Annotated in this window: 25 protein-coding genes; 13 read left to right on the top strand and 12 right to left on the bottom strand. The window is 72.5% G+C overall.

What is annotated here, in order from left to right:
- Positions 1-5: 5 nt before the first annotated feature.
- A complete protein-coding gene (locus AB0B76_RS29485; protein WP_360381617.1) occupies positions 6-290 on the bottom strand; it encodes a hypothetical protein in 285 nt (94 codons plus the stop codon).
- Positions 291-311: 21 nt separating this feature from the next.
- Complete coding sequence (locus AB0B76_RS29480) at positions 312-1,337, bottom strand: LacI family DNA-binding transcriptional regulator (protein WP_360381615.1); 1,026 nt, start codon at positions 1,335-1,337, stop codon at positions 312-314.
- Positions 1,338-1,475: 138 nt separating this feature from the next.
- Between AB0B76_RS29480 and AB0B76_RS29475 the strand changes: the two genes are divergently transcribed.
- From AB0B76_RS29475 to AB0B76_RS29455, 5 genes are read left to right on the top strand one after another with little or no spacing between them, the layout of a single operon-like run.
- Positions 1,476-2,807, top strand: coding sequence for an extracellular solute-binding protein (locus AB0B76_RS29475; RefSeq protein WP_360381614.1), 1,332 nt, complete (start codon positions 1,476-1,478; stop codon positions 2,805-2,807).
- Complete coding sequence (locus AB0B76_RS29470) at positions 2,804-3,676, top strand: sugar ABC transporter permease (protein WP_360381613.1); 873 nt, start codon at positions 2,804-2,806, stop codon at positions 3,674-3,676. Before AB0B76_RS29475 ends, AB0B76_RS29470 begins: the two co-directional genes overlap by 4 nt.
- Positions 3,666-4,523: a carbohydrate ABC transporter permease gene (locus AB0B76_RS29465; protein WP_360381611.1), complete on the top strand. Its 858-nt coding sequence runs from the start codon at positions 3,666-3,668 to the stop codon at positions 4,521-4,523. Before AB0B76_RS29470 ends, AB0B76_RS29465 begins: the two co-directional genes overlap by 11 nt.
- Entirely contained in the window at positions 4,520-5,626 is a 1,107-nt protein-coding gene (locus AB0B76_RS29460; protein ID WP_360381609.1) for a Gfo/Idh/MocA family oxidoreductase, read from the top strand. The genes AB0B76_RS29465 and AB0B76_RS29460 overlap by 4 nt, the downstream gene beginning before the upstream one ends.
- Positions 5,623-6,459 (top strand): sugar phosphate isomerase/epimerase, encoded by an 837-nt coding sequence (locus AB0B76_RS29455; protein WP_360381608.1) that lies wholly within the window; start codon positions 5,623-5,625, stop codon positions 6,457-6,459. The genes AB0B76_RS29460 and AB0B76_RS29455 overlap by 4 nt, the downstream gene beginning before the upstream one ends.
- Here AB0B76_RS29455 and AB0B76_RS29450 read toward each other — a convergent pair.
- The 8 genes from AB0B76_RS29450 to AB0B76_RS29415 form a co-directional block, all read right to left on the bottom strand.
- Positions 6,443-7,702 carry a sialidase family protein gene (locus AB0B76_RS29450; protein ID WP_360381607.1) on the bottom strand — a complete coding sequence of 420 codons (1,260 nt, stop codon included), beginning with the start codon at positions 7,700-7,702 and terminating at the stop codon, positions 6,443-6,445. The two genes, AB0B76_RS29455 and AB0B76_RS29450, sit on opposite strands and share 17 nt — an antisense overlap.
- Positions 7,686-8,213 (bottom strand): SigE family RNA polymerase sigma factor, encoded by a 528-nt coding sequence (locus AB0B76_RS29445; RefSeq protein WP_360381605.1) that lies wholly within the window; start codon positions 8,211-8,213, stop codon positions 7,686-7,688. Before AB0B76_RS29445 ends, AB0B76_RS29450 begins: the two co-directional genes overlap by 17 nt.
- A 56-nt stretch (positions 8,214-8,269) precedes the next feature.
- The gene (locus tag AB0B76_RS29440; RefSeq protein WP_360381604.1) at positions 8,270-10,363 is read right to left on the bottom strand and encodes an alpha-galactosidase; all 2,094 of its coding nucleotides are present in this window, start codon (positions 10,361-10,363) and stop codon (positions 8,270-8,272) included.
- A gap of 31 nt (positions 10,364-10,394) precedes the next feature.
- Entirely contained in the window at positions 10,395-11,234 is an 840-nt protein-coding gene (locus AB0B76_RS29435) for an ROK family protein (RefSeq protein ID WP_360381664.1), read from the bottom strand.
- 40 nt (positions 11,235-11,274) lie between these two features.
- Positions 11,275-12,303, bottom strand: a complete 1,029-nt coding sequence (locus AB0B76_RS29430; protein ID WP_360381603.1) for a serine/threonine protein phosphatase — start codon at positions 12,301-12,303, stop codon at positions 11,275-11,277.
- A gap of 67 nt (positions 12,304-12,370) precedes the next feature.
- Entirely contained in the window at positions 12,371-13,441 is a 1,071-nt protein-coding gene (locus AB0B76_RS29425; protein WP_360381601.1) for a hypothetical protein, read from the bottom strand.
- Positions 13,442-13,448: 7 nt separating this feature from the next.
- Positions 13,449-14,570 (bottom strand): SPFH domain-containing protein, encoded by a 1,122-nt coding sequence (locus AB0B76_RS29420; protein ID WP_360381600.1) that lies wholly within the window; start codon positions 14,568-14,570, stop codon positions 13,449-13,451.
- Positions 14,571-14,668: 98 nt separating this feature from the next.
- Positions 14,669-15,517: an alpha/beta hydrolase gene (locus tag AB0B76_RS29415; protein WP_360381598.1), complete on the bottom strand. Its 849-nt coding sequence runs from the start codon at positions 15,515-15,517 to the stop codon at positions 14,669-14,671.
- 85 nt (positions 15,518-15,602) lie between these two features.
- Here AB0B76_RS29415 and AB0B76_RS29410 point away from each other — a divergent pair, with 85 nt between their 5' ends.
- The 4 genes from AB0B76_RS29410 to AB0B76_RS29395 all read left to right on the top strand — a co-directional run bounded on the left by AB0B76_RS29410 (position 15,603) and on the right by AB0B76_RS29395 (position 18,464).
- Positions 15,603-16,517, top strand: coding sequence for an ABC transporter ATP-binding protein (locus AB0B76_RS29410; protein ID WP_360381596.1), 915 nt, complete (start codon positions 15,603-15,605; stop codon positions 16,515-16,517).
- Entirely contained in the window at positions 16,514-17,266 is a 753-nt protein-coding gene (locus AB0B76_RS29405) for an ABC transporter permease (RefSeq protein WP_360381594.1), read from the top strand. The genes AB0B76_RS29410 and AB0B76_RS29405 overlap by 4 nt, the downstream gene beginning before the upstream one ends.
- Positions 17,263-18,021, top strand: coding sequence for an ABC transporter permease (locus AB0B76_RS29400; RefSeq protein ID WP_360381593.1), 759 nt, complete (start codon positions 17,263-17,265; stop codon positions 18,019-18,021). Before AB0B76_RS29405 ends, AB0B76_RS29400 begins: the two co-directional genes overlap by 4 nt.
- Positions 18,022-18,137: 116 nt before the next feature.
- A complete protein-coding gene (locus tag AB0B76_RS29395) occupies positions 18,138-18,464 on the top strand; it encodes a hypothetical protein (RefSeq protein WP_360381591.1) in 327 nt (108 codons plus the stop codon).
- Here AB0B76_RS29395 and AB0B76_RS29390 read toward each other — a convergent pair.
- Positions 18,457-18,828 (bottom strand): nitroreductase/quinone reductase family protein, encoded by a 372-nt coding sequence (locus AB0B76_RS29390; RefSeq protein WP_360381589.1) that lies wholly within the window; start codon positions 18,826-18,828, stop codon positions 18,457-18,459. The two genes, AB0B76_RS29395 and AB0B76_RS29390, sit on opposite strands and share 8 nt — an antisense overlap.
- A gap of 111 nt (positions 18,829-18,939) precedes the next feature.
- A complete protein-coding gene (locus AB0B76_RS29385) occupies positions 18,940-19,566 on the bottom strand; it encodes a CPBP family glutamic-type intramembrane protease (protein ID WP_360381587.1) in 627 nt (208 codons plus the stop codon).
- 52 nt (positions 19,567-19,618) lie between these two features.
- Between AB0B76_RS29385 and AB0B76_RS29380 the strand changes: the two genes are divergently transcribed.
- The 4 genes from AB0B76_RS29380 (at position 19,619) to AB0B76_RS29365 (ending at position 24,177) form a co-directional block, all read left to right on the top strand.
- Positions 19,619-20,719: an endonuclease/exonuclease/phosphatase family protein gene (locus AB0B76_RS29380; RefSeq protein WP_360381585.1), complete on the top strand. Its 1,101-nt coding sequence runs from the start codon at positions 19,619-19,621 to the stop codon at positions 20,717-20,719.
- Between the two features lie 106 nt (positions 20,720-20,825).
- Positions 20,826-21,800, top strand: coding sequence for a hypothetical protein (locus tag AB0B76_RS29375; protein ID WP_360381584.1), 975 nt, complete (start codon positions 20,826-20,828; stop codon positions 21,798-21,800).
- Complete coding sequence (locus AB0B76_RS29370) at positions 21,797-22,282, top strand: hypothetical protein (protein ID WP_360381583.1); 486 nt, start codon at positions 21,797-21,799, stop codon at positions 22,280-22,282. Before AB0B76_RS29375 ends, AB0B76_RS29370 begins: the two co-directional genes overlap by 4 nt.
- A complete protein-coding gene (locus tag AB0B76_RS29365) occupies positions 22,279-24,177 on the top strand; it encodes a DNA recombination protein RecN (RefSeq protein ID WP_360381582.1) in 1,899 nt (632 codons plus the stop codon). Before AB0B76_RS29370 ends, AB0B76_RS29365 begins: the two co-directional genes overlap by 4 nt.
- Positions 24,178-24,458 lie beyond the last annotated feature (281 nt).

The following is a 24,458-nucleotide window of genomic DNA, read 5'->3' as shown; positions in this document are numbered from 1 at the left end:
CGGGGCTACGGGGTCGGCCCCGCGTCGCGGGCGGCGATGGCCAGGGCGATGAACGCCCGGAACTCGGCGAACTGCGCGGCCGTCATCTTCCACCGGCGCCCGCCGATGATGGCGTTCTCGCCGTACGCCCGGCCCAGCCGGACCTTGAAGCCGTCGCCGTGCACCTGCCCGTCGATGCGCAGGAAGGCCACGTGGTAGCGCAGGCTCTCGTCCGTGTCCCGGTGGAAGATCTCCAGTACCCGGCCGTCGAGCACCATGATCTGGTTGTCGAACGCGAACTCGGTTGCCATGATCAGACGGTAGAGCCTGGCCTAGGCGCGCACGGCGGCGGGGCCCGTCGAGCCGCGCACGGTCAGGTGGACCGGCAGCATCACCTGCTGGCGGGTCGTCGGCGCCGGTGCCGTCGTGCGGTCCAGGCGTGACAGGAGCATCGACACCGCGACCCGCCCGGCCTGCTCGATCGGGGCGGTCAGGGTCGTCAGCGGCGGGTGGCAGAAGTCCGCGCCGAAGATGTCGTCGCAGCCGACCACGCTGATGTCCTCGGGCACCCGCACGTGCCGCTCGCGCAGGCGCTGCAGGATGCCGATCGCGAGCAGGTCGTTGAAGACGATGCACGCGGTGGCGCCGGTGTTGAGCACCGCGTCGGCCGCGGCCGGGCCCGAGCCGCGGCCCGACGGGAACGGGCCCACGCGCGTGAACGTCAGGTGGTGGCGGGCCGCCACCTCCCGCATCGCGTGCCAGCGGGCCTCGTTGGGCCACGAGCGCTGCGGGCCCGAGACGTAGGCGATGTCGCGGTGGCCCAGCGACAGCAGGTGCTCGGCCGCCTGACCGATGCCCGCGGGCGTGTCGATGATGGCGCTGGGCACGCCGCGGACGTTGCGGTTGATCGTGACCAGCGGGATCTCGCCGGCCAGGCGGGCCAGCTCGCGGTCGGGCAGGCGGGACGCGGCCAGGATCGCGCCGTCGAGGGAGCGGCGCATCTTGTGCAGCATCTCGGCCTCGAGCTCGCCGGAGTCCTCGGTGTCGATGAGCAGCTGGGCGTAGCCGGCCGCCTTCAGCTGCTGCTGGGTGCCGCGGATGACGCCGAAGTAGAACGGGTTCGTCACGTCGGAGACGAGCACGGCGATGGCCCGGGTGCGGCCCGAGGACAGGGCGCGCGCCGGCGAGCTGGGCACGTAGCGCAGCTCCCGCGCGGCCGCCTCGATGCGCTCCCGGGTGACGGCGTTGACCCGGCCCGGGTTGTTCAGGGCCCGCGAGACCGTTGACGCGGCGACGCCCGTGGCCGCGGCGATGTCGTTGATCGTCACGGGGCGCTGGCGGCCGGCGGGTCGGGGCATGCCCGACAGCGAAGCAGATTTGGCAAAAGATGGCAAACGATTGCCACCCCCTCAGCAGCGTTGATAGCGTCCGCAACCATCGATCCGTCGCACACCCCCTGACCTCAGCGACGAGGAGCGGACACCCTTATGAATCGCATGAAGTTCATCGCCGTCGGCGTCGCCGCGGCGCTCGCCCTGGCGGCCTGCAGCGACGACAAGAACGACGGCAACGGCGACCAGGGCGCCCTCAACGGCGCCGGCAAGACCCTCAACGTGCTGGTGCAGGCCAACACCATCTACCCGCAGCAGCAGAAGCAGTGGTTCACCGACACCAGCGCCGCGTTCAAGGCCCAGACCGGCGCCGAGGTCAAGTTCGAGACGTTCGCCTCCGCCAACGACGAGCTGACCAAGATCCAGACCTCGGTGGTGTCGGGGCAGGGCCCGGACGTGTACTCCCTCGGCACCACGTTCACCCCGACCGCCTACGCGACCGGGGCGTTCCTCGAGCTCACCGACGCCGACTGGCAGAAGGTCGGCGGCAAGGAGAACTTCGTCCAGGCCGCGCTGGGCATCTCCGGCCCCGACGCCCAGCACCAGGTCGGCATCCCGTTCACGAGCCGGCCGTTCGTCATGGCGTACAACACCGACCTGCTCAAGGCGGCCGGCATCGACAAGCCCGCCGACAGCTGGGACGGGCTGCGCGAGCAGGCCAAGAGGCTCACCACCGGGGGCAAGTACGGCATGGCGGTCGCCTACGCCGACGGCTTCGACCCGTGGAAGTTCATTTGGGCGATGTCCGTGCAGGCCGGCAACCCGCTCGTGGCCGGCAAGAAGGCGTCGCTGGACGACCCGGCGACGCTGAAGGCCTACCAGACGTACCTCGGCTGGCTCGCCACCGACAAGGTCGTCGACCCGGCCGCCGTGGGCTGGAAGAACGCCCAGGCGATCGCCGAGTTCGGCGCGGGCAAGGCGGCGTTCCTGCCGATGGTCTCGGCCACCTCGAAGGTCACGCTGGACAAGTCGCAGGTCGCGGGCAAGTACGCGTACGCCGTCATGCCCACGATCCCGCCCGGCGTCACGGCCCGGCCCGGCAACGGGGTGGCCGCGACAAGCATCCTCTCCGGCGACAACCTGGTCGTGGCCAAGTACAGCAAGAACAAGGACCTCGCCCTCGCGCTGGTGAAGCTGCTGACCGGCGCCGAGCAGCAGAAGGCGTACTACAAGACCTTCGGCGAGCTGCCCACGAACGCGGCCGCGGCCAAGGAGCTGCAGGCCGACCCGGCCCTCGCGGCGATCGTGGACTCCTCCTCGAAGTCGGCCGGCACGCCCTTCAACGGCGGCTGGAGCAAGGTGCAGCTGGCCCTGCTCAACGTCGTCGTGCAGTCCATCCCCGACCTCAAGGCCGGCAAGGTGGACGACGGCAAGCTCAAGTCCCTGGTCGGCGCGGCGCAGAAGGATGCGCAGAGCGCCGTGGACGAGGCCAAGTGAGCCGTACCGTCAGCCGGCGCCAGCGTCCACTGTGGATGCTGGCGCCGGGCGGCGTGCTCATGGTCGTGGTCATCCTGGTGCCGCTGGCGGTGGCCCTGCTGGTGTCCACACTGGACCTGAACCAGTACACGCTGCGGCAGTGGACGGACGCGCCGAACGTCGGGCTGGACAACTACAGGGAGGCGTGGCAGGAGACGGCCCTGCCGCACGCGATCTGGGTCACCGTCGGCTACGCGGTCATCGTGACCCTGGCCGCGGTACCGCTGGGGCTGGCCGCCGCCCTCGCCACCCAGCAGCGCTTCCCGGGCCGCGCGCTGGTCCGCTCCGCGTTCCTGATCCCGTACGTGCTGCCGGCCTTCGTCGTCGGCACCGTCTGGCGGACGATCCTGCAGCCCAACGGCCCGGCGGGGAACCTGCTCGGCACGGACTACCTGTGGCTCAACGGCCCGCGCAGCTACTGGGCGCTCGTGCTGGTGCAGCTGTGGACGTCGTGGCCGCTGCTGTACCTGCTGGCGCTGTCCGGCCTGCAGGGCATCCCCGACGACGTGCACGAGGCCGCGGCGCTCGACGGCGCCGGCTACTTCACGAAGATCAGGAGCGTCATCCTGCCGCACCTGCGCGGCGTGCTCGGCCTCGGCATGATCATCGAGTTCCTGCACACGCTCAACAGCTTCACCCTGCCGTACGTGCTCTTCGGCGTCCCCGCCCCGCACGACGTCGAGGTGCTGCCCGTGCTGACGTACGTGGAGAGCTTCCAGAACTTCAAGTTCGGCCTCAGCGCGGCGATGGCGGTGCTGTCGCTGGTGCTCGTGGCCATCCCGCTGTCGGTGTACCTGCGAGCGGTGAGGCTGAACCGCAATGAAGACTGACGTGCAGCGCCTGCTCCCGCGCTGGCTGCAGGCATTGACCATCGTCGTGATCGCGGTGTTCGCGCTCACACCGGTGCTCTACATGCTCTTCGCCAGCGTCAACGACGACCTCGCGGTCGCCCGCGGCGACTTCTGGCCCAGCGCCTTCCACCCCGGCAACTACGCCCAGATCTGGGACACCGTCGAGCTCGGCGACGGCCTCGTCAACAGCGTCCTCGTGGCCGGCTCCGTCGCGGTCGTCTCGGCGCTGGTGTCGGTCGCGACCGCGTACGTGCTCGTGCGGTTCACGTTCTTCGGGCGGGGCCTGATCCTGCGCGCCCTGCTGGCCCTGCAGAGCATCCCGGGCACGCTGATGCTGCTGCCGGTCTTCGTGCTCTTCGCGAACCTGGCCCGCATCCTCACCATCGACGTCATCGGCACCCGCTGGGCGCTGTTCGTCACCTACCTCACGTTCGCGCTGCCGTTCTCGACCTGGGTGATGGTGACGTACCTGCGCGGCCTGCCGCACGAGCTCGACGAGGCGGCCCGGATCGACGGCGCCTCGTCGTGGCGGATCCTGCGCTCGATCGTGATCCCGCTCAGCTGGCCCGGGCTCGTCGTCTCGGCCATCTTCGCGTTCCTGCTCGGCTGGAACGACGTGCTCTTCGCCTCCGTCATCACCGACGCCGACACCCGCACCGCCGCGGTCGCGCTACAGGTGTTCGGGGCGACCCAGGAGGGCGGGGCGATCCCGCTGTACGGGCAGCTGATGGCCTCCGCGCTCGTCTGCGCGCTGCCCGTGGTCGTGTTGTACCTGGCGTTCCAACGGTTCCTGGTAGGCGGCCTCACGGCCGGGGGAGTGAAATGACACAGCTGAATGTGGCGATCGTCGGCAGCGGCATCATCGGCGCCAACCACGCCGAGGCGATCGCCCGCCATCCGCGGCTCACCGTCAAGGCCCTGGTCGACGCGCGCATCGAGGCCGCCGAGGCCCTCGCCGCCAAGCTCGACCCGCACCCGTCGGTGCACCTGACGCTCGCCGGGGCCCTCGCGGAACAGGCCATCGACCTGGTCTCCATCTGTACCCCCAGCGGCCTGCACATCGCCGCCGCCGAGGAGACGCTGGCGGCCGGCGCGCACCTGGTGATCGAGAAGCCCCTGGACACCGACCTGGCCAAGGCCCGCGCGTTCGCGAAGGTCGCCGAGGAGGCGGCCGGCCGCGGCCTGGTGAGCTCCGTGGTCAGCCAGCACCGCTTCGACCCCGCGACCGCCGCGCTGCTGCGGGCGGTGCGCGACGGCCGGCTCGGCCGGGTCACCTCCGCCGTGGTGTCCATGCCCTGGTGGCGGGAGCAGGCGTACTACGACTCCGCCGACTGGCGCGGCACGTGGGCGTTCGACGGCGGCGGGGCCCTCGCTAACCAGGGCATCCACCTCGTCGACCAGATGCTGGCCCTGCTCGGCCGGCCCGCCGAGGTCTACGCGCAGACGGCCCTCGTCTGCCACGAGGGCATCGAGGTCGAGGACCTCGCGGCGGCCACCATCCGCTTCGAGTCCGGCGCGCTCGCGGTGCTGCACGCGACCACCGGGGCGTGGCCCGGGCTGCCGGTGCGCCTGGCGCTGCACGGCACCGAGGGCTCCGCGGTGCTGCACGACGACCAGCTCGAGTACTTCCACACCGCGTCCGAGCCGGACCTGGGCGCCGCCGGCCTGGTGCCGCCGGAGGACCTGTACGGCGCGCCCAAGGCCGCCGACGGCTTCGTGACCGGGCACCTGCGCCAGTACGAGGACATCGTCGAGGCGATCGAGACCGGCCGCGAACCCGGCGTGCGGATCAGGGACGGGCTGCTCGCCCTCGGCCTGGTGCGGGCCGTCTACGTCTCCGCGACGCTGGGCCGGGCCGTCTCCTTCGCCGAGGTCCTCGACGGCGCCCTCGACGACGTCGAACCGCACACCAAGGGAGCACACCGATGAAGTTCTCGGTCTTCACCGCCTCGACGCCCGACTGGACCCCGCAGCAGGCCGCGACCGAGCTGGCCGCGCAGGGCTGGGACGGCATCGAGTGGCGCGTCACCGACCAGGAGGAGACCGCCGAGCCCGGCTTCTGGGCCGGCAACCGGGCCACCTGGCCGCTGACCGGCCTCGAGGAGCGCCTCGCCGACATCGACGCCGTCACCCGCGGCGCCGGCCTGGCCTACTCGGGACTCGGCGGCTACGCCCGCTGCTTCGAGCGCGCCGACGTGGCCCGGCTCCTCGCCGCCACCGCCACCCTCGGCGCCGGCCGCGTGCGGGTCACCATGCCGCTGCTGAAGACCGGCGACTACCCGGACCTGTTCGCCGGCGCCCGCAAGGACCTCGAGTGGGCGACCGCCGAGGCGGCCGGGCTCGGCGTCAGCGTCCTGGTCGAGCTGCACCACGAGACGATCGCCGCGTCGGCCTCGGCGGCGCTGCGGCTCGTCGACGGGCTCGACCCGGCCACCGTCGGGGTCATCCACGACCTCGGCAACCTCGTCATCGAGGGCCACGAGGACCATCGGGCCGCGTTCCAGCTGCTCGGGCCGTACCTGCAGCACGTGCACGTGAAGAACGTCGCCTGGCGGCCGGTGGCCACCGCATCCGACGGTACCGTCGCCTGGAAGGCCGACTGGGCCACCCTCCGCGAGGGCCAGGCCGACGTCGGGGGCTACCTGCGGGCGCTGCGCGAGCACGGGTACGACGGCTGGGTCACCCTCGAGGACTTCTCCACCGCCGTACCCCTGCCCGAGCGCACCCGGGACAACCTCGCCTACATCAGGTCCCTGCTCTGATCGGGACCCGGGTCCAGCGCAGCCCGTCCGGCGACGTGTACACGGAGGTCATGTCGCTTGTCACGTACGAACCGGGGGCGAGCACGACGACCGGCCAGAACCCGTCGTGGTCGCTGAGGCCCGTCACCGGCGCCGGCGCCGTGTAGGCGTCGCCCCGGCCCGCGTACCACCCGGCGAGCTTCGGATGGACCGTGCGGATCACGTGGGTGCCGTCGGCGGCGAGGTAGGTGTCCTGGCCGTGGTCCTTGTACGGCACCGTGTGCCCGGGGTCGGCCGCGGTCCAGCCCTGCCCGCCGTCGGTGGTGCGGTACACCGCCACCCGGCGCGGGCTGCCGGTCATGACGACGGCGTAGGCGCTGGTCCCGTCGATCGTGGCGACCGAGGTGAAGCCCGGGTCGGCCGGGTCGGACTCGGGGAACGGGTGCGTGCGCCAGGTCTGGCCGCCGTCGTGGCTGACGGCGACGGCGAGGTGGCCGTCAGCGGCCGTCCCGCTGATCCACAGCCCGGCCCCGTTCGGCGTGTCCAGGACCGTGCCGGGCTGCACGCCCGGCTGGTGCGCCAGCGGCCGGGCCTCGCCGGTGCGCGGGTCGACGCCCCGCAGCACACACTCGTACGGGCCCGGGTTGTTGTCGTTCGGGTCCCGTTCGTCGGTGCAGACCGCCCAGCCGCCGGCCGGGACCGCGGCGACCGTCCCGGCCACCAGCCGCATGAGCTTCCACGTACGCCCCCCGTCGGTGCTGACGTGCTTCGTCTCGATGTCCGGGTCGCCGTCGAAGTGGGCCGTCACCACCCCGGGCGCGGGCGCCGAGATGAAGTCGAGGACGCCGCGGTACCGCTCCGTCCAGGTGGCGCCGCCGTCGTCGGAGCCCAGCAGCCGGCCCGGGCAGCCGTGCTTCGACATGTTGTCGCACGTGTAGGGGGCCCACTGCACGTACAGGTGGTGGCCCTCGCCCGCCACGGACTCCTGCACCCCCTCGGCCGGGAGAGCGGGCCTGTTCGTCATGGCCGGGGCCGACGGCCGGGGGCTGGTCGTGGTGGCCGGCCCGGACTGCGGCGCCCGGTTCGCGGCCATGGCCACGACCGCCGCCACGACCAGCGCGGTCAGGCCGCCGGCGGCCGCGGCCGCCCACCGCTGCCGGGCCCGCCGGCGCCGCCACGCCGCGGCGTACACCTCGCGGCCCGACAGCCGGCTCGGCGGGGCGACGGCCGCCGCGTCGTCGAACAGTTCACGCAGAGACGTCATGGCGCACCCCTTCGTCGTCGCCGAGCAGGTCCTTGAGCCGGGCCAGCCCGCGGGCCGCGTGGCTCTTCACCGTTCCCTCCGAGCACCGCAGCGCCTCGGCCGTCGCGGCCACCGACAGATCCTGGTAGTAGCGGCACACCAGCACCGCCCGCTGCCGCGGCGGCAGCCGGCCCAGCGCGGCCGTGAACGCCGCCCGGGCCGCCGACTGCTCCGCCGCGTCGGGCCCGGCCCGGGTGTCGGGGACCTCGGCGTGCGACTGCTCGCGGCGCCGCCAGGCCCGGCGGGTCTCGGACAGGTACGCCCGCAGCAGGCAGGTGCGCACGAACGCGTCGAGCGCCCCGTGGTCGTGGACGCGGCCCCAGCTCACCGCGAGGCGCATGAACGCGGCCTGGGTCAGGTCGTCGGCCCAGTGCCAGTCGCCGCACAGCAGGTACGCGGTGCGGCGCACGGCATCGCGGCGCGCCGCGAAGTAGTCGTGGAAATCCGGTGGCGGCACAGCTTCGTCCGGCATGAACACCTCCCTGCCCATTAGGTCAACGGCGGAGGGGCATCCGGTTTACCGCCGGGTCAGGCGACTTTGCGCAGATGCGTCACCGCGCTGTCGTGGTTGTGCGCCAGCCCGGCGTCGAGCCCGTGCGCGGCCAGGAACGCGGCCGGGTAGCGGGCCCCGGTGTCCGCGTCCTCCCACGTGCCGGCGGGCAGGAACGGCAGCCGGGCCGGCGGGCCGGGCTCGCCGTAGCGGTGCCCGTCGAGGAACTGGAACACCACCGCCTCGTCGCCCGCCGCCGACAGGTAGGCCAGGGCCGGCGCGTCGCAGTCGCGGGGCGAACGGATCCGGTGCAGCCGCCCCTGCTGCACGATCGGCCGGATGCGCTTGTACTGCGCGATGAGCGCCGTCGCCAGCTCCAGCTCGGCCGGGGTCCACCCGGGCAGGTCCCCGCCGATGCCGAGCACCCCGGCCATCGCCACGTGGAAGCGGAACCGCAGCGGCAGGCGGTTGCCGGTGAGGAAGTTCGGAGCGTCGGTCACCCAGGCCGTCATGGCCCGCGCCGGGTACAGCTGCCCGAACCCCTCCTGGATGCCCAGCCGGTCGCTGGCGTCGGTGTTGTCGCTGGGCCAGACCTGGTCGGTGCGGGCCAGGATGCCGAGGTCGACGCGGCCGCCGCCGGACGCGCACGACTCGAAGCGGACCCCGGGGTGGTCGTGGCGCAGCCGGTCCAGGACCGCGTAGAGGTTGCGCGCGTGCCGCGTCGACCACTGCAGGTCGCCGTACGGGCCGGGGTCGGTCACCGGCCGGTTCATGTCCCACTTCACGAACGCGATGTCGTGCTCGGTGAGCAGCCGGTCGAGCCAGTCGTGCAGCCAGGCCGCGACCTCGGGCCTGCCGAGGTCGAGGACGAGCTGGTGGCGCAGCTCGTGGCGGGGGTACCCGGGGGAGGCGTAGACCCAGTCCGGGTGGGCCCGGTACAGGTCGCTGTCGGGGTTGACCGCCTCCGGCTCGACCCAGATCCCGAACTGCATGCCGAGCTCGTGGACGCGCTTGACGAGCGGGCCGAGGCCGTTGGGGAAGCGGCTCGAGCTGGGGATCCAGTCGCCGAGGCCGGCGTTGTCGGCGACCCGGGCGCCGAACCAGCCGTCGTCCATGACGAACAGCTCGCAGCCCAGCGCCGCGGCCCGCTCGGCGAGCGCGATCTGGTTGGCCTCGTCGAGCTCGAAGCCGGTCGCCTCCCACGAGTTGTACAGGACCGGGCGCAGCTCGTCGCCGTGCGGCAGGACCTCGCCGCGCACGTAGTCGTGCCAGGCCCGGCTGGCCGCGCCGAAGCCCGCGCCGGACCACAGCCCGCAGCTCTTCGGGGTCTCGTAGTGCCCGCCGGCGCCGAGCCGGGCGACGGGGGCCTCGTGCCCGGCCCCGGCGTTGGCCACGACCCGCCCGTCGGGCAGCCGCTGGACGTCGATGCGCCAGGTGCCCGACCACGCGAGGGCCGCGGTCCACACCTCGCCGTGGGTCTCGGTGGCGGCGCCGTCGTCGAGGGCCACCCACGGGTTGTGCATGGGGCTGGTGGTGGTGCGGCGGCTGCCGAGCCGGACGGCGCCCGGGGCCAGCGGGGTGCGCTCGAGCCGGCTGTCGGCGCCCCACCGGCCGTGCAGCGTCGACAGGCGCGCGCCCTCCCGGGCCGGGAGGCACCAGGCGGCGCTGTCGGCCCGCAGCACCTCGACCGGCACGTCGGTGTGCAGCTCGGCCCAGCGCTCGACGACGTCGTGGCGGCCGGTGACCCGGTAGTGCAGGGTGAGCCGCAGCGGGCGGGTCAGCTCGGTGTACCGCAGCCGCAGGTGCCCGCCGTCGTGCTCGGCCCGCGCGAGGACCCAGCGCACGGCCCGGCTGTCGTCGGCGAAGCGCAGCGCGAGGGCCGGCTCGGTGAAGCGCAGGCCGGTGTCGGACGGATACTCCTCGCGCCCGTCGAGGGGGCTCTCCCAGCTGCCCCGGGACCGGCCGGGCACCACCGCGGCCAGGGCGGCCGCGGCGTCGTCGTCGACGGGGGCGCCCCAGTGCGCGGCGAGCGGGACGTCCTCACCGGTCAGGCAGAGCACGTAGGCGCTGCGCGGGGTGCGCAGCACCCAGACGCCGGGGGCGGGTTCGGACACCGGGATCGGTAACGACATGCACCGTTCGTAGCACCTGACCGCCGAATTGTCAGGACCCGGCGTAGGCGGCGCCCAGCAGCGCCGAGCGCTCCGTGTCGGCGACCGGGCGGGCCGGGACCGGCAGGTGCAGGGCGGGCTCGATGAGGTCCCAGGCGCCGGTCATCGAGCCGCCGACGACCACCACCTCGGCGCCGAAGCGGTCCAGCCACTCGGTGAGCAGCCGGCCCAGGATGCCGAAGGCGACCTCGACGACCTCGCAGGCGTCCCGGTCGCCGCCGCGGGCCAGTGCGGCCAGGCCCCGCATGCCGTCGACGGCGACGCCGGTGCGGGCCAGGTACTTGCGCACGAGCGCCCGGTCGGAGACGAGGTCCTCGATGTTCACGCCGTCGACGTCGCAGAAGTGGATCTCGCCGTCCGGGGGCACGTCGGGGCCGTCGCTGACCACTGCCCCGTCGGCCAGCCAGGACGAGCCGATGCCGGTGCCGAGGGTGATCGCCACGCTGCGGCGGGTGCCGGTCGCGGCCCCGTCGACCCACTCGCCGAGCAGGAACGCGTCGGCGTCGTTGACGAACGTGAACGAGCCGGGCGCGGCCGGGATCGCCTTGGCCAGCGCGTCGCGCAGGTCTACGCCGTGCAGCTGGTCGAACTTGCCGACGCCCTCGTGCCGCGACACCCCGGCCACGTAGTCGAACGGGCCCGGCATCGCCACCGCCCAGCGGTCCCCGGGGCCGGGCAGCAGCCGCTTCGCCGCGTCCGCCAGCACGCCGACGATCGTGTGGGCGTCCTGCGCCGGGTCCAGCGGATGGCGCTGGCGGTCGAGGATGCGGTGCCCGGCTACCTCGACGCTACCGGCGGTCACATGACTGCCACCGATCTCGAGAACCCGCACGGCAGGGGAGGGGGAGTCGGTGTCCGGCACGTCGTAAACGTTATCGCACCCCGTTTGCGGTGATCCGCTCCGCGTACGGGTACGGCGTGTGCTTCGAGCCCGCGACCAGCCGATCGAAGAAGCGGTGCATGGCGGCGGAGGTGCCGGCGTGACGCAGGATGACCGCCCGGCTGCCCGGCGGCGCGTCGTGCAGCTCCGCCGGGAGCGTGCCGGTGGCGGCCCGGGCGACCAGCTCCTGCGCCCGCGGCCAGTCGCCGGGGCAGCCGTGCACGCACGCGAGCCAGGCGGCGAAGTGCCCGGTGTTGTACCGCCGGTCGTAGCCCGCGTGCGCACGGAAGAACGCCGACTCCTGCGGCGTGCGCGCGAACGAGGCGTGCAGGGCCAGGCCGAAGTCGGCGAGGTACACCAGCCGCCCGTCGGTGAGCAGGTTGCCCATGTGCGCGTCGAAGTGCAGCAGCCCGCCCGCGTTCATCGCGCAGATGGCGGCCGCGAGCCGGGCCGCCACCTCGACCCCGGCGTGCTCGTCGCCGCCGTCGAGGCGCTCCTGCAGCCACGGCCCGAGCTCGTGCGGGATGTGCTCCAGGAACAGCGTGACCGCCGCGGTGGCCGCGTTGAGCTCCTCCAGCCGCCGGCGCACGGCCGGGCTGCCGTCCCAGTAGGCGGTGCGCTCCTCGACGTCGACGGCCCCGGCGTCCAGCCGCGGCAGGACCCGCCAGTGGTACAGCAGCGGGAAGTTCGGCTGCCGCCCGGAGCGCACCCACGCCGTGGTGAGCCGGTGCGCGGTGAGCTCCCGCCAGGCCCCGAAGCCGGCCGAGCCGACGCCGTACTGGTAGAAGCCGGGCAGGCCGAAGAGGTTTCCGGTGTCGTGCGGGGCGGCCAGCTCGGTGGCGGTGAGCGGCACCTGCTTCACGAAGACCGCGACGCCGTCGACCTCGATCCCGGCGGTGCGCCCGCCGATCCCGGCCCCGTGCGGCGCGGCGTCCGCGACGAGCCCGGCGAGGTCCTCGTCGCCCAGCGCGGCGAGCACGGGCGCGACCCGGTCGAAGCGCGCGGCGCGATGATCGAGCATGGTCGCAGTCTGCCACGCATGGACAAGGCGCGGCCCGTGTTCGCGGACCGCGCCCCGGGTGGTTGCGCTAGCGGTGCTTGCTGACGGCCACGAGCACGATGATGATCGCGATGACCGTGACCGCGCCGAGGATCGCCAGGGCGATCTTCATGGCGCTGTACGGCCGCTCGCCCGCGACCTCGCCGGTCACGCCGTTGACCTGGATGTTGTACGTCTTGCCGGCGTACAGGTAGCAGGCGATCCACACCGGCAGCAGCATGAGCTTGAAGGTGACGTCGTTGTACTGCGTGTGCATCTGCTCGACGCGCTGCTCGTCGCCGCCGATGTCCTCGCGGCAGTCCTGCTCGATGATCGGGCGCATCTTGCCCTTGGCGGACTCGAGGCCGGTCTCCGGCTCGACGTCGTAGCGCAGCGTCTCGTGCCCGGCGAGGTACTCGGGCCGGTACGCCTGCGAGTTCGGCAGCGGCCAGGGCTCCAGCTCGCCGAGGTGCTTCTGGGTCACCTTCGTCGTGCCGGTCACCAGCACGTCGTCGAACTCGCGGAACACCCGGCCGCTGGCGTGGTACCAGCGCGTCTTCTGCACCTGGCGGGTCTTCGTCTCACCGTTCTCGGTGTAGGTCTCGGTGACGTAGTAGTGCTCGCCCCGCTGGCCCTCGTAGTCGGTGATCGTGCGCGAGTCGTACGTCCAGTGCGGCAGGTACATGCTCTTGGCCGTCTCGGCCTCGGAGACCTTCTTCAGCCCCGACGGGGCGAACCAGCGCGACGACGCCCACTTGCCCAGCGACTCGCGCAGTGCCCGCTTGTCGAGCACGAACGGCAGCACCGCCTCGGGCACGACCTGGTCCTGCGGGCTCACCTCGGCCACGACCGGGGCGTTGCAGAACCGGCAGCGGTCCGAGATCGAGTCGCTCTCGGTCTGCGCGCCGCAGTTGCGGCACACGAACACATGCTTGGCCAGCAGCGCGATCGGCTTGCGGGGCAGGCTCGTGAAGGAGAGGTAGTCGTGCTCGCGGACGCGCGCGCCGGTCTGCTGCAGCACGGTCTCGTGGCCGCAGTACGGGCACTTGAGCACGTTGGTGCCGGGCGCGAACTCGACATTGGCGCCGCAGCCGGCGCACGGGTACTGGCTCTGCGACATGGTTCGGTCAGCCCATCGGGGGGAGCGGCGGGGGGACGGAGGCGAAGATGCCCGCGAGCTCCGGAACCTGCTCGGCGGGGGTCCAGGCGGCCATGCCGTTCTTCCACACCAGGGTGGCCCGGCTCACCGCGCCGGCCTGCACCTGCTGGGCGAGGGTGCCCGCGTCGAACGGGCCGGCCTGGGCGCCGTTGACGGCGGCGAACCACTGGGCCTGCGGCGGCAGCGGCGGGGGACCGGCCGGCGGCGCCGCGGCCGGGGGCTGCTGCGGCTGCGTGGGCCGGTTCAGGGAGCTCGCGACCTGCTGGGCGGCCGCCATTCCCAGGCCCAGGCCGAAGCCCTCACCGGCGCCGCCCTGGTTGTTCGCGGCGTCCTCCATGGCGTTGGCGGCCTGGAACTTCGAGTACTGGTCGAGGTTGCCCAGCACGCCCATCGAGGTGCGCTTGTCCAGCGCCTCCTCGACCTCCGGCGGCAGGGAGATGTTCTCGATGATGAACTTGGGGATCTGGATGCCGTACTCGGCCAGCTCCTGGGTCAGCACCCCGGCGAGCTTCTGGCCGATGAGCAGCTGCTGGGAGACCAGGTCCAGCACCGGCACCTGCGCGGCGGCCAGGGCCGGGCCGAGGTGGCCGACGATGAGCTGGCGCAGGAACTCCGAGACCTCTTCGGTGCGGAACTGCGGGTCGGTGCCGACGAGCTGCTTGAGCAGGTTCTCCGGGTGCACCACGCGCAGCGAGTAGGCGCCGAACGCCCGGAGGCGGACCATGCCGAACTCGGCGTCCCGCATCATGATCGGGTTCTGGGTGCCCCACTTGAAGTCCGTGAACTGCCGGGTGTTGACGTAGTAGACCTCGGCCTTCCACGGCGAGTCGAACCCGTACTTCCAGCCCTTCAGGGTGGACAGGATCGGCATGTTCTGCGTCTGCAGGGTGTAGGTGCCGGGGACGAAGACGTCGGCGACCTGACCCTCGTTCACGAAGACCGCGACCTGCGACTCGCGCACGACGAGCTTGGCGCCCATCTTGATCTCGTTCTGGTAGCGCGGGAACCGCCAGACGATCGTGTCCCGGCTGTCGTCGAGCCACTCGATGATATCGATGAACTCGCCCTTGACCTTGTCCCACAGTCCCACGTCGGTCCCCCTTGCGTCCGGATCATCGAGCGACGCAGACCCTAGCAACTGTTCCTGGTAACCAGACGGTTGCTGTCGGGAAACTGCCCACCCATATTTCAGCGCAGGATCGCCGCCGCGTCAGTCAGGAAACCGGCATACGCCCGCTCGGCCGATCGGGCCAGCTGCGCGTACATCGGATGGTTGTGCACGAGCCCCGGCTCGACCCGCAGTTCGGCGCCGACCCCGGCCGCCCGGAGCCGCTCCGCGTAGCGCACCGCCCCGTCGCGCAACGGGTCGAGCCCGGCGGCCACGATGAGCGCCGGCGGCATCCCCTCAAGAGCGAAATGCAGCGGGTCCGGTACCGCATGAGCCTCCGGCGCCCACCACGAGACCCACTCGCGCAGGTCCGCGACGTCCAAGGTGAAGCCCCGCCCGAACTCCTCCGCGCTCGCCCCGCCCAGCCCCAGGTCCAGCAGCGGGCAGACCAGCAGCTGCGCGACGAGCGGCACCGCGGCCCGCCGCGCGGCGAGCACGGCGACGAACGCCCCGGCGGAGTCGCCGGCCACCGCGACCGGCCCGGCCTCGGCGGCCCATCCCAGCACGGCGAGCGCGTCGTCGAGCGCGGCCGGGAACGGGTGCTCGGGCGCGCGCCGGTAGTCCACCGCCACGACCGTGGTCGCGGTCGCGGCGGCCAGGCGCCGGCACACCAGGTCGTGGGTGTCGAGGTCGCCGAGCACGAAGCCGCCGCCGTGCAGGTACACGACGCGGGCCCGGCTCTCCTGCTCGTAGACCCGCACCGGCACCCCGGCGACGAGCCGGTCCGCGACCGGCATCGCGGGCCCGGCGGGCCGCGCCCGCGTCCGCGCGGCCGAGGCTTCCCGCAGCTCGGCGACGGTGAGCGGCGGCCCGGGCACCCGGGAGTCGAGCACGAAGCGCTCCACGTCGGCGTCGGCGAAGATCGTCATGTCATAGGTATATCCTGTCGCTTTCTTGCAAGGAATCATGTTAGTTTTCCGGCCGTACGTAAGCGGATGACGGGGGAGGCCGGGGATGGTGTCCGATGTGCTCGTCGAGGCCGACGGGCTGGCGAAGGTACACAGGACCGGACAGGTGCGGGCGGTGGACGGGGTCTCGTTCCGGATCCGCCGCGGCGAGGCGTTCGGGTTCCTCGGGCCCAACGGCGCCGGGAAGTCCAGCACCATGCGCATGATCGCGTGCGTCTCGCCGCCGTCCGGGGGGCGGCTCACCGTCCTCGGGCAGGACCCCGTCCGCGACGGCTCCGCGATCCGCGCCCGCATCGGGGTCGTCCCCCAGGACGACGCCCTCGACGGGGAGCTCACCGTCGAGGAGAACCTGCTCATCTACGGCCGGTACTTCGGGCTCTCCCGGCGCCAGGCCCGCGACAAGGCGGTACAGCTGCTGGATTTCGCGCAGTTGACCGACAAGGCGGGCGCCAAGGTGGCCGCGCTGTCCGGCGGCATGCGCCGGCGCCTGACCATCGCCCGGTCGCTCGTGAACGACCCCGAGATCCTGCTGCTCGACGAGCCCACCACCGGGCTCGACCCGCAGGCCCGGCACGTGCTGTGGGACCGGCTGTTCCGGCTCAAGCAGGACGGCGTCACGCTCATCCTCACCACGCACTACATGGACGAGGCCGAGCAGCTCTGCGACCGGCTCGTCGTCATGGACAAGGGCACGATCGCCGCCGAGGGCTCGCCCCGGGCGCTCATCGAGCGGTACGTCACCCGCGAGGTCCTCGAGCTGCGCCTGCCGCCCGGCACGCCGATCCCGGCCGACGACCGCGTCGAGCGGGTCGAGGAACTGCCCGACCGGGTGCTGCTCTACACCGAGGACGGCGAGGCGGTCCTGGCCAAGCTCGAGGCCGAGCCGATCGCCGCGCTCGTGCGCCGGGCCACCCTCGAGGACGTCTTCCTGCGCCTCACCGGAAGGTCGCTCGTCGAATGAGAGTCCTGGCGCTGCGCGAGTTCGCGTACTGGATGCTGCGCTACCGCCGCAACTGGCGGGCCACCGTCGTCGTGTCCGTGCTCAACCCGCTGCTGTTCCTGCTCGCCATGGGCGCCGGCCTCGGCCGGCTCGTGGACCGCAACACCGCCCCGGACACCCTGCACGGCGTCGCGTTCCTGGCCTTCTTCGCCCCCGGCCTGCTCGCCGCGGCCACCATGCAGACCGCGGTCATCGAGGCGAGCCGCCCGGTGTTCCTGGCCGTGCGCCCCGGCGGCAGCTACCGCAACGCCACCGCCGGGCCCCTCGGCCCCGGCGACGTGCTCGCCGGGCACCTGCTCTACATGGCGTTGCGGATCGCCACCTCGGCGCTGTGCTTCGTGCTGGTGCTGCTGTGCTTCCCGGCGCTGCGCACCACCGCCCTGCTGTGGCTGACCCCGGCCGCGCTGCTCACCGGGATGGCGTTCGCCGCGCCGCTGGCCGCCTGGGTCGCCACGCTGGAGTCCGGGCAGCCGATCTCCACCGTCTTCCGCTTCGTGATCATGCCGATGTACATGTTCTCCGGGGTCTTCTTCCCGGCCGAGCAGATCCCGGCCGCGCTGCGCTACGTCGTGTACTGCACCCCGCTGTGGCACGGCACCGAGCTGTGCCGCGGCCAGCGGCCCCTCCTGCACGCCGCCTACCTCGGCGCGCTCACCGTCGCCGGGGTCCTCGTGGCCCGCCGCACCTACCGAAGGCGGTTGTTCGCATGAGCCGGGCCCTGCTGCTCGTCGAGCGCAACCTCATGATCTACCGGCACACCTGGGCGGTCCTCGCCGCCGAGGTGCTCGAGCCGCTGCTGTACCTGCTGTCGATCGGCGTCGGCGTCGGCGCCCTCGTCGGCTCCGTCCCCGGCGTCGACCCGGACATCGGCTACGCCCAGTTCGTCGCGCCCGCCCTGCTGGCCACCGCGGCCATGAACGGCGCGATGAACGAGACCTCCTTCGGCCTGTACTTCAAGCTCCGCCACGAACGCACCTACGACACGATGGTCACGACCCCGCTGACCGTGCGCGACATCGCCCTCGGCGAGACCGCCTGGGCCCTGCTGCGCGGCGCCGTGGCCAGCGGCGGGTTCCTCGCCGTCGTGGCCGTGCTCGGGTACGCCCGCTCGCCCTGGATCCTCCTCGCCCTCCCCGGCGCGGCCCTGGTCGGCTTCGCGTTCGCCGCCGCCGGGCTGGCCGTGGCCACGTTCCTGCGCGACCCGGGCGACTTCCAGCTGATCCAGCTCGTGATGCTGCCGATGTTCCTGTTCGCGACCACGTTCTTCCCGGTGACCGTCTACCCGCGGCCGCTGCAGTGGCTGGTGGAGGCCCTGCCGCTGTACCACGCGATCCAGCTCCTGCGCGAGCCCGCCCTCGGCCACGTCGGGCCGGCGCTGCTGCCGTCGGTGGCGTACCTGCTCGCGTTCGGCGCCCTGGCCCTGGCCGTCGCCCTCCCGCGCCTGCGCCGGGCCCTGCTCGCCTAGGCTGTATTTCTGGGCTCGCTCCGCTCGCGGTGGGGGAGCTCCGTTCCACCCACACCCCCTCAAGATCTTCGCCGGGGCGTTCGAGCATCGAACCGGCGCGTCCGACTGAGTTCGCCGTGCGGTGGGTACGCGACGGTCATGAGATACGACCGCTCGCCCTGTGCCTCGGCTGGTTCATGGTCGTCGTCGACACCATGATCGTGAACGTGGCCCAGGGCGCCGCGGCGGCGCTCATGGTGCCCGCCTCCCTGGCCCTCGTCCAGCGCACCTACACCGACCGCGACCACCGCGCCCGGGCCGTCGCCGGATGGGCGCTCATCGGCGGCTTCGCCGGCGCCGCGGGCCCGCTGCCGGGCGGCGCGCTGCTGACCGGCGCCGCGGGCTACCTGGCCGCGGTGGCCTCGGCCCTCCCGATCCGCCTCCCGGCCCGGCCGCTCAGCTGAGCCGGATCACGGGCAGCGCGCGGGACGTCTTCTTCAGGTACCCGGCGAAACGGGGCTGCGCGGCGACGATCCGCCCCAGGGCCTCCTCGCGGCGCTCCCCGGTCAGCTCCTCGACCTGCGCGGCGCGCTTGCGGCCGCCGTGCTCGATCCACACGCGGTCCGGGTGGGCCTTGAGGTTGTGGTACCACGCCGGGTGCCGCTCCGCGCCGTTGTTCGAGGCCACCACGAGCCACGCGTCGTCACCGTCGGCGAAGCGGGCCACGGGAGAGGTGCGCTCCTTGCCGCTCCTGGCCCCGACCGTCGTGAGGTAGAGCAGGTCCATGCCCGCGAACCGGTCGCCGGTGCGCTTGTGAATACCGATCATCAGGTTCTTCATCATCCCCATGCGTCGATCATCGCCCCCCGGGCCGCCGCTGTCGCGATCGATGCGTCCCCGATCGGCCGGGACTTTTGTCCTGCGGCCCCCGTCCGCGAGCTATGCAGCAGCGAAGTTGGTGCCGTGGTAGAAGTAGCGGCCCAGGCCCACGGTGAAGATGAGCAGACCGTAGGCGGCATGCTCGACGCAGACGGTGAACAGGGAGCGGGTGCGCTGGTACCGCCGCGCGAAGAGCCAGCCGCCGAACAGGGTCAGCACCACCGCCACCGGGTTGCCGAAGAGCAGGTGGGCCAGGGCGAACGAGACCGCGCTCGCGGCCGCGGCCGTGCGCTCGCCGCGCAGCAGCCTCCGGTACCGATGCAGCAGGAAGGCCCGGAAGACCAGCTCCTGCGGGTAGACCGACACCACCGGGTAGGCGACCACGATCAGCGCCCACAGGCCCGGATTGTGCCGCGGCAGGTCGAACAGGTGCTCCCGGTCGAAGGCCCAGACCGCCGCGACCGCCAGCACCGCGGCGAGCCCCCACAGCCGCAGGATGCGCGGCAGCTCCGGCCGCAGCGCCTCCGGGCGCCACAGGTCGCGCCGGTCGAGGTCGCGGGCACGGCGGAAGTAGAACGCCACCACGACCGTGAGCACCAGCAGGATCGGGATCGGGCCGCCGGGAACCTTGACGAAGGCGAACAGCACGGGAAGCACGACGAACACCAGGATGAACTCGGCGGCCATCCGGGGGACGCTGTCATCCGCAGATGACGATCTACCCATACTCTCGTGGACGATGCGCATCGCGAGCTACAACGTCGAGAACCTGTTCAACCGGGCCAAGGCGCTGGACCAGCGCACCTGGGCCGACGGGCGGCCGGTGCTGGAGGCATACGCGCGGGCCGCGGAGCTGCTCGAGGAGCCCGTCTACACCGGCGAGATCAAGCGCGAGATCCTGCGCGAGCTCGCGCGGCTCGGGCTCCGCAACGGCGACCTCGCGAAGTTCGCGCGGCTGCGGCAGAACCGCGGGCGGCTGCTGCGCCGGGCCCGCGACGGCCGGGTCGAGGTCGTCGCCGGCGGGCGCGCCGACTGGATCGGCTGGGTCGAGCTGACCACCGACCGCTGCGACGAGCAGGCGCTGCTCAACACCGCCCGGGTCATCCTCGACGTGCGCGCCGACGTCCTCGGCGTGATCGAGGCCGAGAGCCGCCACGCGCTCAAGCGGTTCACCGAGGGCGGGCTGCGCGGTCTGTACCGTCACATCCAGGTCATGGACGGCAACGACGAGCGCGGCATCGACGTCGGGATCATGTCCACGCAGGACTTCCCGCTCGCCGGGCAGCGCACCCACGTCGACGACGCCGACGAGCGGGGCCGGGTGTTCAGCCGGGACTGCCCCGAGTACCACTTCGCCCTGCCCGGCCGCGCCGAGCCCCTCGTGGTCCTGGTCAACCACCTCAAGAGCAAGGGCTACGGCGGGAAGCTCGCCTCCGACGCCACCCGCCGCCGCCAGGCCGCCCGGGTCGCCGGGATCTACCGCGAGCAGTCCACCCCGTACGTCGCGGTCGTCGGCGACCTCAACGACACCCCCGGCAGCGAGCCCCTCCAACCGCTGCTGCACGGCACCGACCTGCGTGACATCTCCGCGCACCCCGCGTTCGAGGACAACGGCCGGCCCGGCACCTACGGCTCCTGCACCGCCCGCAACAAGCTCGACTACGTGCTGCTGTCCCCGGCGCTGTGGGCGGCGACCACCGGCGGCGGCATCCAGCGCAAGGGCGTGTGGGGCGGCCGCAACGGCGTGCTGTGGCCGATCTACGAGACCATGACGAAGGCGGTCCACGCCGGCTCCGACCACGCCGCCATCTACGCCGATGTCGACCTGAACAAACTGTGATCACACATTCGGTGAAATCTACGCCCACGGTAGCGGTCGCATCGCCGCGCGTGACAACCTGGGTCATAGAAGATCAAGCCTGTCGGGGGTCAGAGGGCGAGGGAGGATGACTGCGACCGCGGCTTCCCCCAGCCTTGCCTCCGGCGAGCCGCCGATCAACTTCGCCGCGCACCAGCTGCGCGCCGGCAACCTCGCCGGCGCCCGGGACGACTTCGAGCAGATGCTCGCCATGCTGCTCGCGGCGATCTACCCCGGCGCGCGGGCGATCAGCGCCAACCCGGGCGACTGGGGCATCGACATCCTGCTCGGCGAGCTGTCCGGGCTCGTGGTGATCTGGCAGTCGAAGTACTTCTGGCCGATCGTCACCCGCTCGCACCAGGGCCAGATCCGCGAGTCGTTCGACTCCGCGGTCGCGGCGGCGGCGCGCAACGGATACCGGCTCGCCCAGTGGGTGCTGTGCGTGCCCGCGAGCATGGACGCGCCCACCGCCCAGTGGTGGGACAACTGGCGCGCCCGCCGGCAGCGCGAGACCGGGGTCCAGATCGAGCTGTGGCACGAGAACGTGCTGCGCAACCTGCTCATCAAGCCCGACTGTGCCCACGTGCGCCGGCACTTCTACGATCCCTACGCGGCGCCGGCGGGGGCGTCGCCGGCTCCACGGGTACCGCTGCATGATCTTCGGCCCGAGGACGACGCGGCGCTGGAGGTGGCGCTCTTCGTGCGTCAGCTCCGCGCCGCCGGGCACACCGAGGTCGGCGCGGCCAAGCGCGAGTTCTTCAACGCCGACCTGCTCGCCCGCGAGATCCTCGACAAGCGCGTCCCCGGGGAGCTCGACGCGCTCGACGAGGCCGACGGGCTCGTGCACGGCATCTGGGAGGCCGGCTTCAACGCCTGCCTCGTCGAACACCCGGGCAACGCGCTGCTCCCCGGCCTGCACGCCGCGGTGATGCGCGAGATCCGCTCGTCCGGCGGGTTCCCCGAGCTGCTGCGGGCCGGCGTCGTGCACCGGTGCGGGCTCATGCACCGGGTCGTCGAGCAGCGCCGGGCCGGCTGGGTCACACGCTGGCGGGAGCTCGTATGACGCCCGAGGAGCTCAGCACCTTCCGCCGCGTCCGGCTGCTGTTCGTGCTCGAGGCCGCGGGGGAGGGGCTCGACGCGGAGCGGCTCGGCGCGTACGAGTTCCTGGCCGGGCAGCCGCTGCTGCTCGCCCGCGGCGACGACGACCCCGACCGCACCACGCTGCGGCTGGCCGGCTTCGACGACCGGACCGTCGCCTACGCCAGCCCGGCCCAGCGGTACGTCACCGCGCAGCTCAGCCTCGGCCGGGACCTCGCCGCCCTCGTCGCGCAGGGGCTCGTGGACGTGGCGGCGTCGGGACGGGTGACGTACCGCCTCACGGAAGAGGGAGCGAACATGGCCCGGCGATTCACGGCGATGTATGCTCAGTCATACATCACAGCGGTACGCATCGTCATCCGTCGCCTGCGGCGCCTGAGCGGTCGTAAGCTCCGAGAGAACCTGCGACTTTGGCTCCAACCCGTCCCAGTCAAGGACGTGCCATGATCGGTCTGCGCACCCAGGGCATCCGGATCAGGCGCCTGCGCCTGCACGGCGACGACCGCGACTACGACGTCGACTTCCGCGCCCCCGACGACGCCCCGCGGCCGCTGTCGGTGCTCGCCGGCGCGTTCAGCACCGGCAAGACCACGATCCTGGAGTTCGTCGACTACTGCCTCGGCGCCAACGACCACCCGCGCCACCCGGAGATCACGCCGAAGGTCAAGTCCGCGACCCTCGAGGTCGAGCTCTCCGGCTCGCCGTACCTCATCGAGCGCGCCGTCGGCGAGCCGTCGATGTACGCGTACGTGCGCGCCGGCCGCCTCGACGAGCCCGGCGCCGCCCCGCGCGTGCGCCGCACCCTCCGCCCGGCCGGGCACCCCGAGAGCCTCTCCAGCCTGCTGCTGTCGCACTGCAAGCTCCAGGGCGTCCGGCTGGCCCACGACATCGACGACTCGCTGAGCTTCCGCGACCTCATGTGGCTGTGCTTCCTGCCCAACGAGCGCCTCGACGGCAAGGACCTGCTCTTCGAGAGCGTCCCGATGAAGCACCTCAAGCTGCGCCAGGTCGTCGACGTGGTCTTCGACGTCCACGACGACCACACCGTCGAGATCGGCCGGCGCATCCGGGCCGTCGAGGCCGAGCTCGCGGCCGCCCGCACCGCGTACCGGGCCGCCGAACAGCTCGTCGAGGACCAGCACATCGGCAGCCGGCCCGACCTCGAAGCCCTCGAACAGCAGGCCAAGGACGAGCTCGCCACCTGCGCCCAGAGCCTCGCCGCGTTGGATGCAAGGGCCCGCGCCGGCACGGCCTTCGCCGCCGACCTGCGCGAACGGCACCGCGACGCGGCCCGGTCCGCGCTGGCCGCGCACAACGAGCTGCGCGACCGCGAGACCCAGCTGCAGCGCATGATCCCGCTGCGCGGCACCTACGCCGACGACGTGTCGAAGTGGACGATGCTCGCCGAGGCCGACCGCCTCTTCGAGACCGGCGCCGGCGTCTGCGCCTCCTGCGGCTTCCCGATCGGTACCGCCGACGAGCGCTGCCCCGCGTGCCGCTTCCCGGTCGGCCCGGTCGACGTCTCCGGCGAACTGCGCTCGGCCAAGACCCGCCTCGCCGAGCTCACCCGGCACATCGAAGACCTCGAACGCGAGATCCCGCAGCTGCGCGCGGCCGCGTCCCGGGCCCAGGACGCCGAGTCCCGAGCCGCCGCCGAGGTCGACGCGGCCACCTCCCACGCCGTCACCCCGTTCCTCGCCGAGCGCGACGCGATCGCCCGCCGCCGCGAGGAGGCCGCGTACGTCTTACAGCGCGCGACGGACGGCCTGCGGCTGGTACAGAGCCTGGAGCGCCGCGCTACGGGCATCCTGCAGATGATGGACCAGCTCGATGCGGACCGCGGCGAGCTGGGCGCCGGCGGCACCCTGTCGAGGCGCGCGGACCGCTCGGCCGTGGTCCGGCGCGTGAGCGAGCGCTACCGTGCGATCCTGGCCGAGTTCCGCTACCCGAAACTGGCGGACGCGTACCTTGCCGAGGACCTGACGCCGTACGTGCGCGGCGAGCCCTACCCCGCGGCGTCCTCGGGCGGCCGCGTGCTGATCGCGCTGGCCTGGCAGCTGGCGATGTTCGAGACCGCGTGGGAGTCCCGCTCGTCCCACCCCGGGTTCCTCCTGCTCGACAGTCCGCAGAAGAACCTGGGCGCGCTGGGCGACCTGGAGGACGGCCAGACCATCGAGCGCATCTACCGCCACATCGAGGACTGGCTGGCGGGCCGGGGCGTGGGCGCCCAGATCGTGGTGGCGGACAACGCACCTCCACCAACGGCGGCGGCGGACGTGATCGTGCGCTACTCCCGCCGCGCCGACCAACCCCCATACGGCCTGATCGACGACGACTTCTGAGCCTCGGCTACGGTGGGTGGCACCGGTTGACGGCGAGTGATTTGTCCAAGATCCAATTTGGACGGCTTGGGTAGAATTAGGTTTAGAGAAGGGCCGGCCCACCGCCGAAGTGTCACGCGCGATCCGAACTCTTTCTCCGCCTCCGTGTTCCTTGACTCCTTCATCTGCTTTGCCTGCTTTACCCGCTTTGCCTGCGCCGGCCTGTGGTTACGCGTCCCGGGGGTTGCGACGGTTGCATGCCTTGCGGGTCGCCATGGTTGCGCGTCCCGGTGGGTCGCGTC

Source organism: Dactylosporangium sp. NPDC049140 (assembly GCF_040648435.1).
The sequence above is the reverse complement of the archived record's forward strand: the minus strand, read 5'-3'. Positions and strand labels throughout refer to the sequence as shown.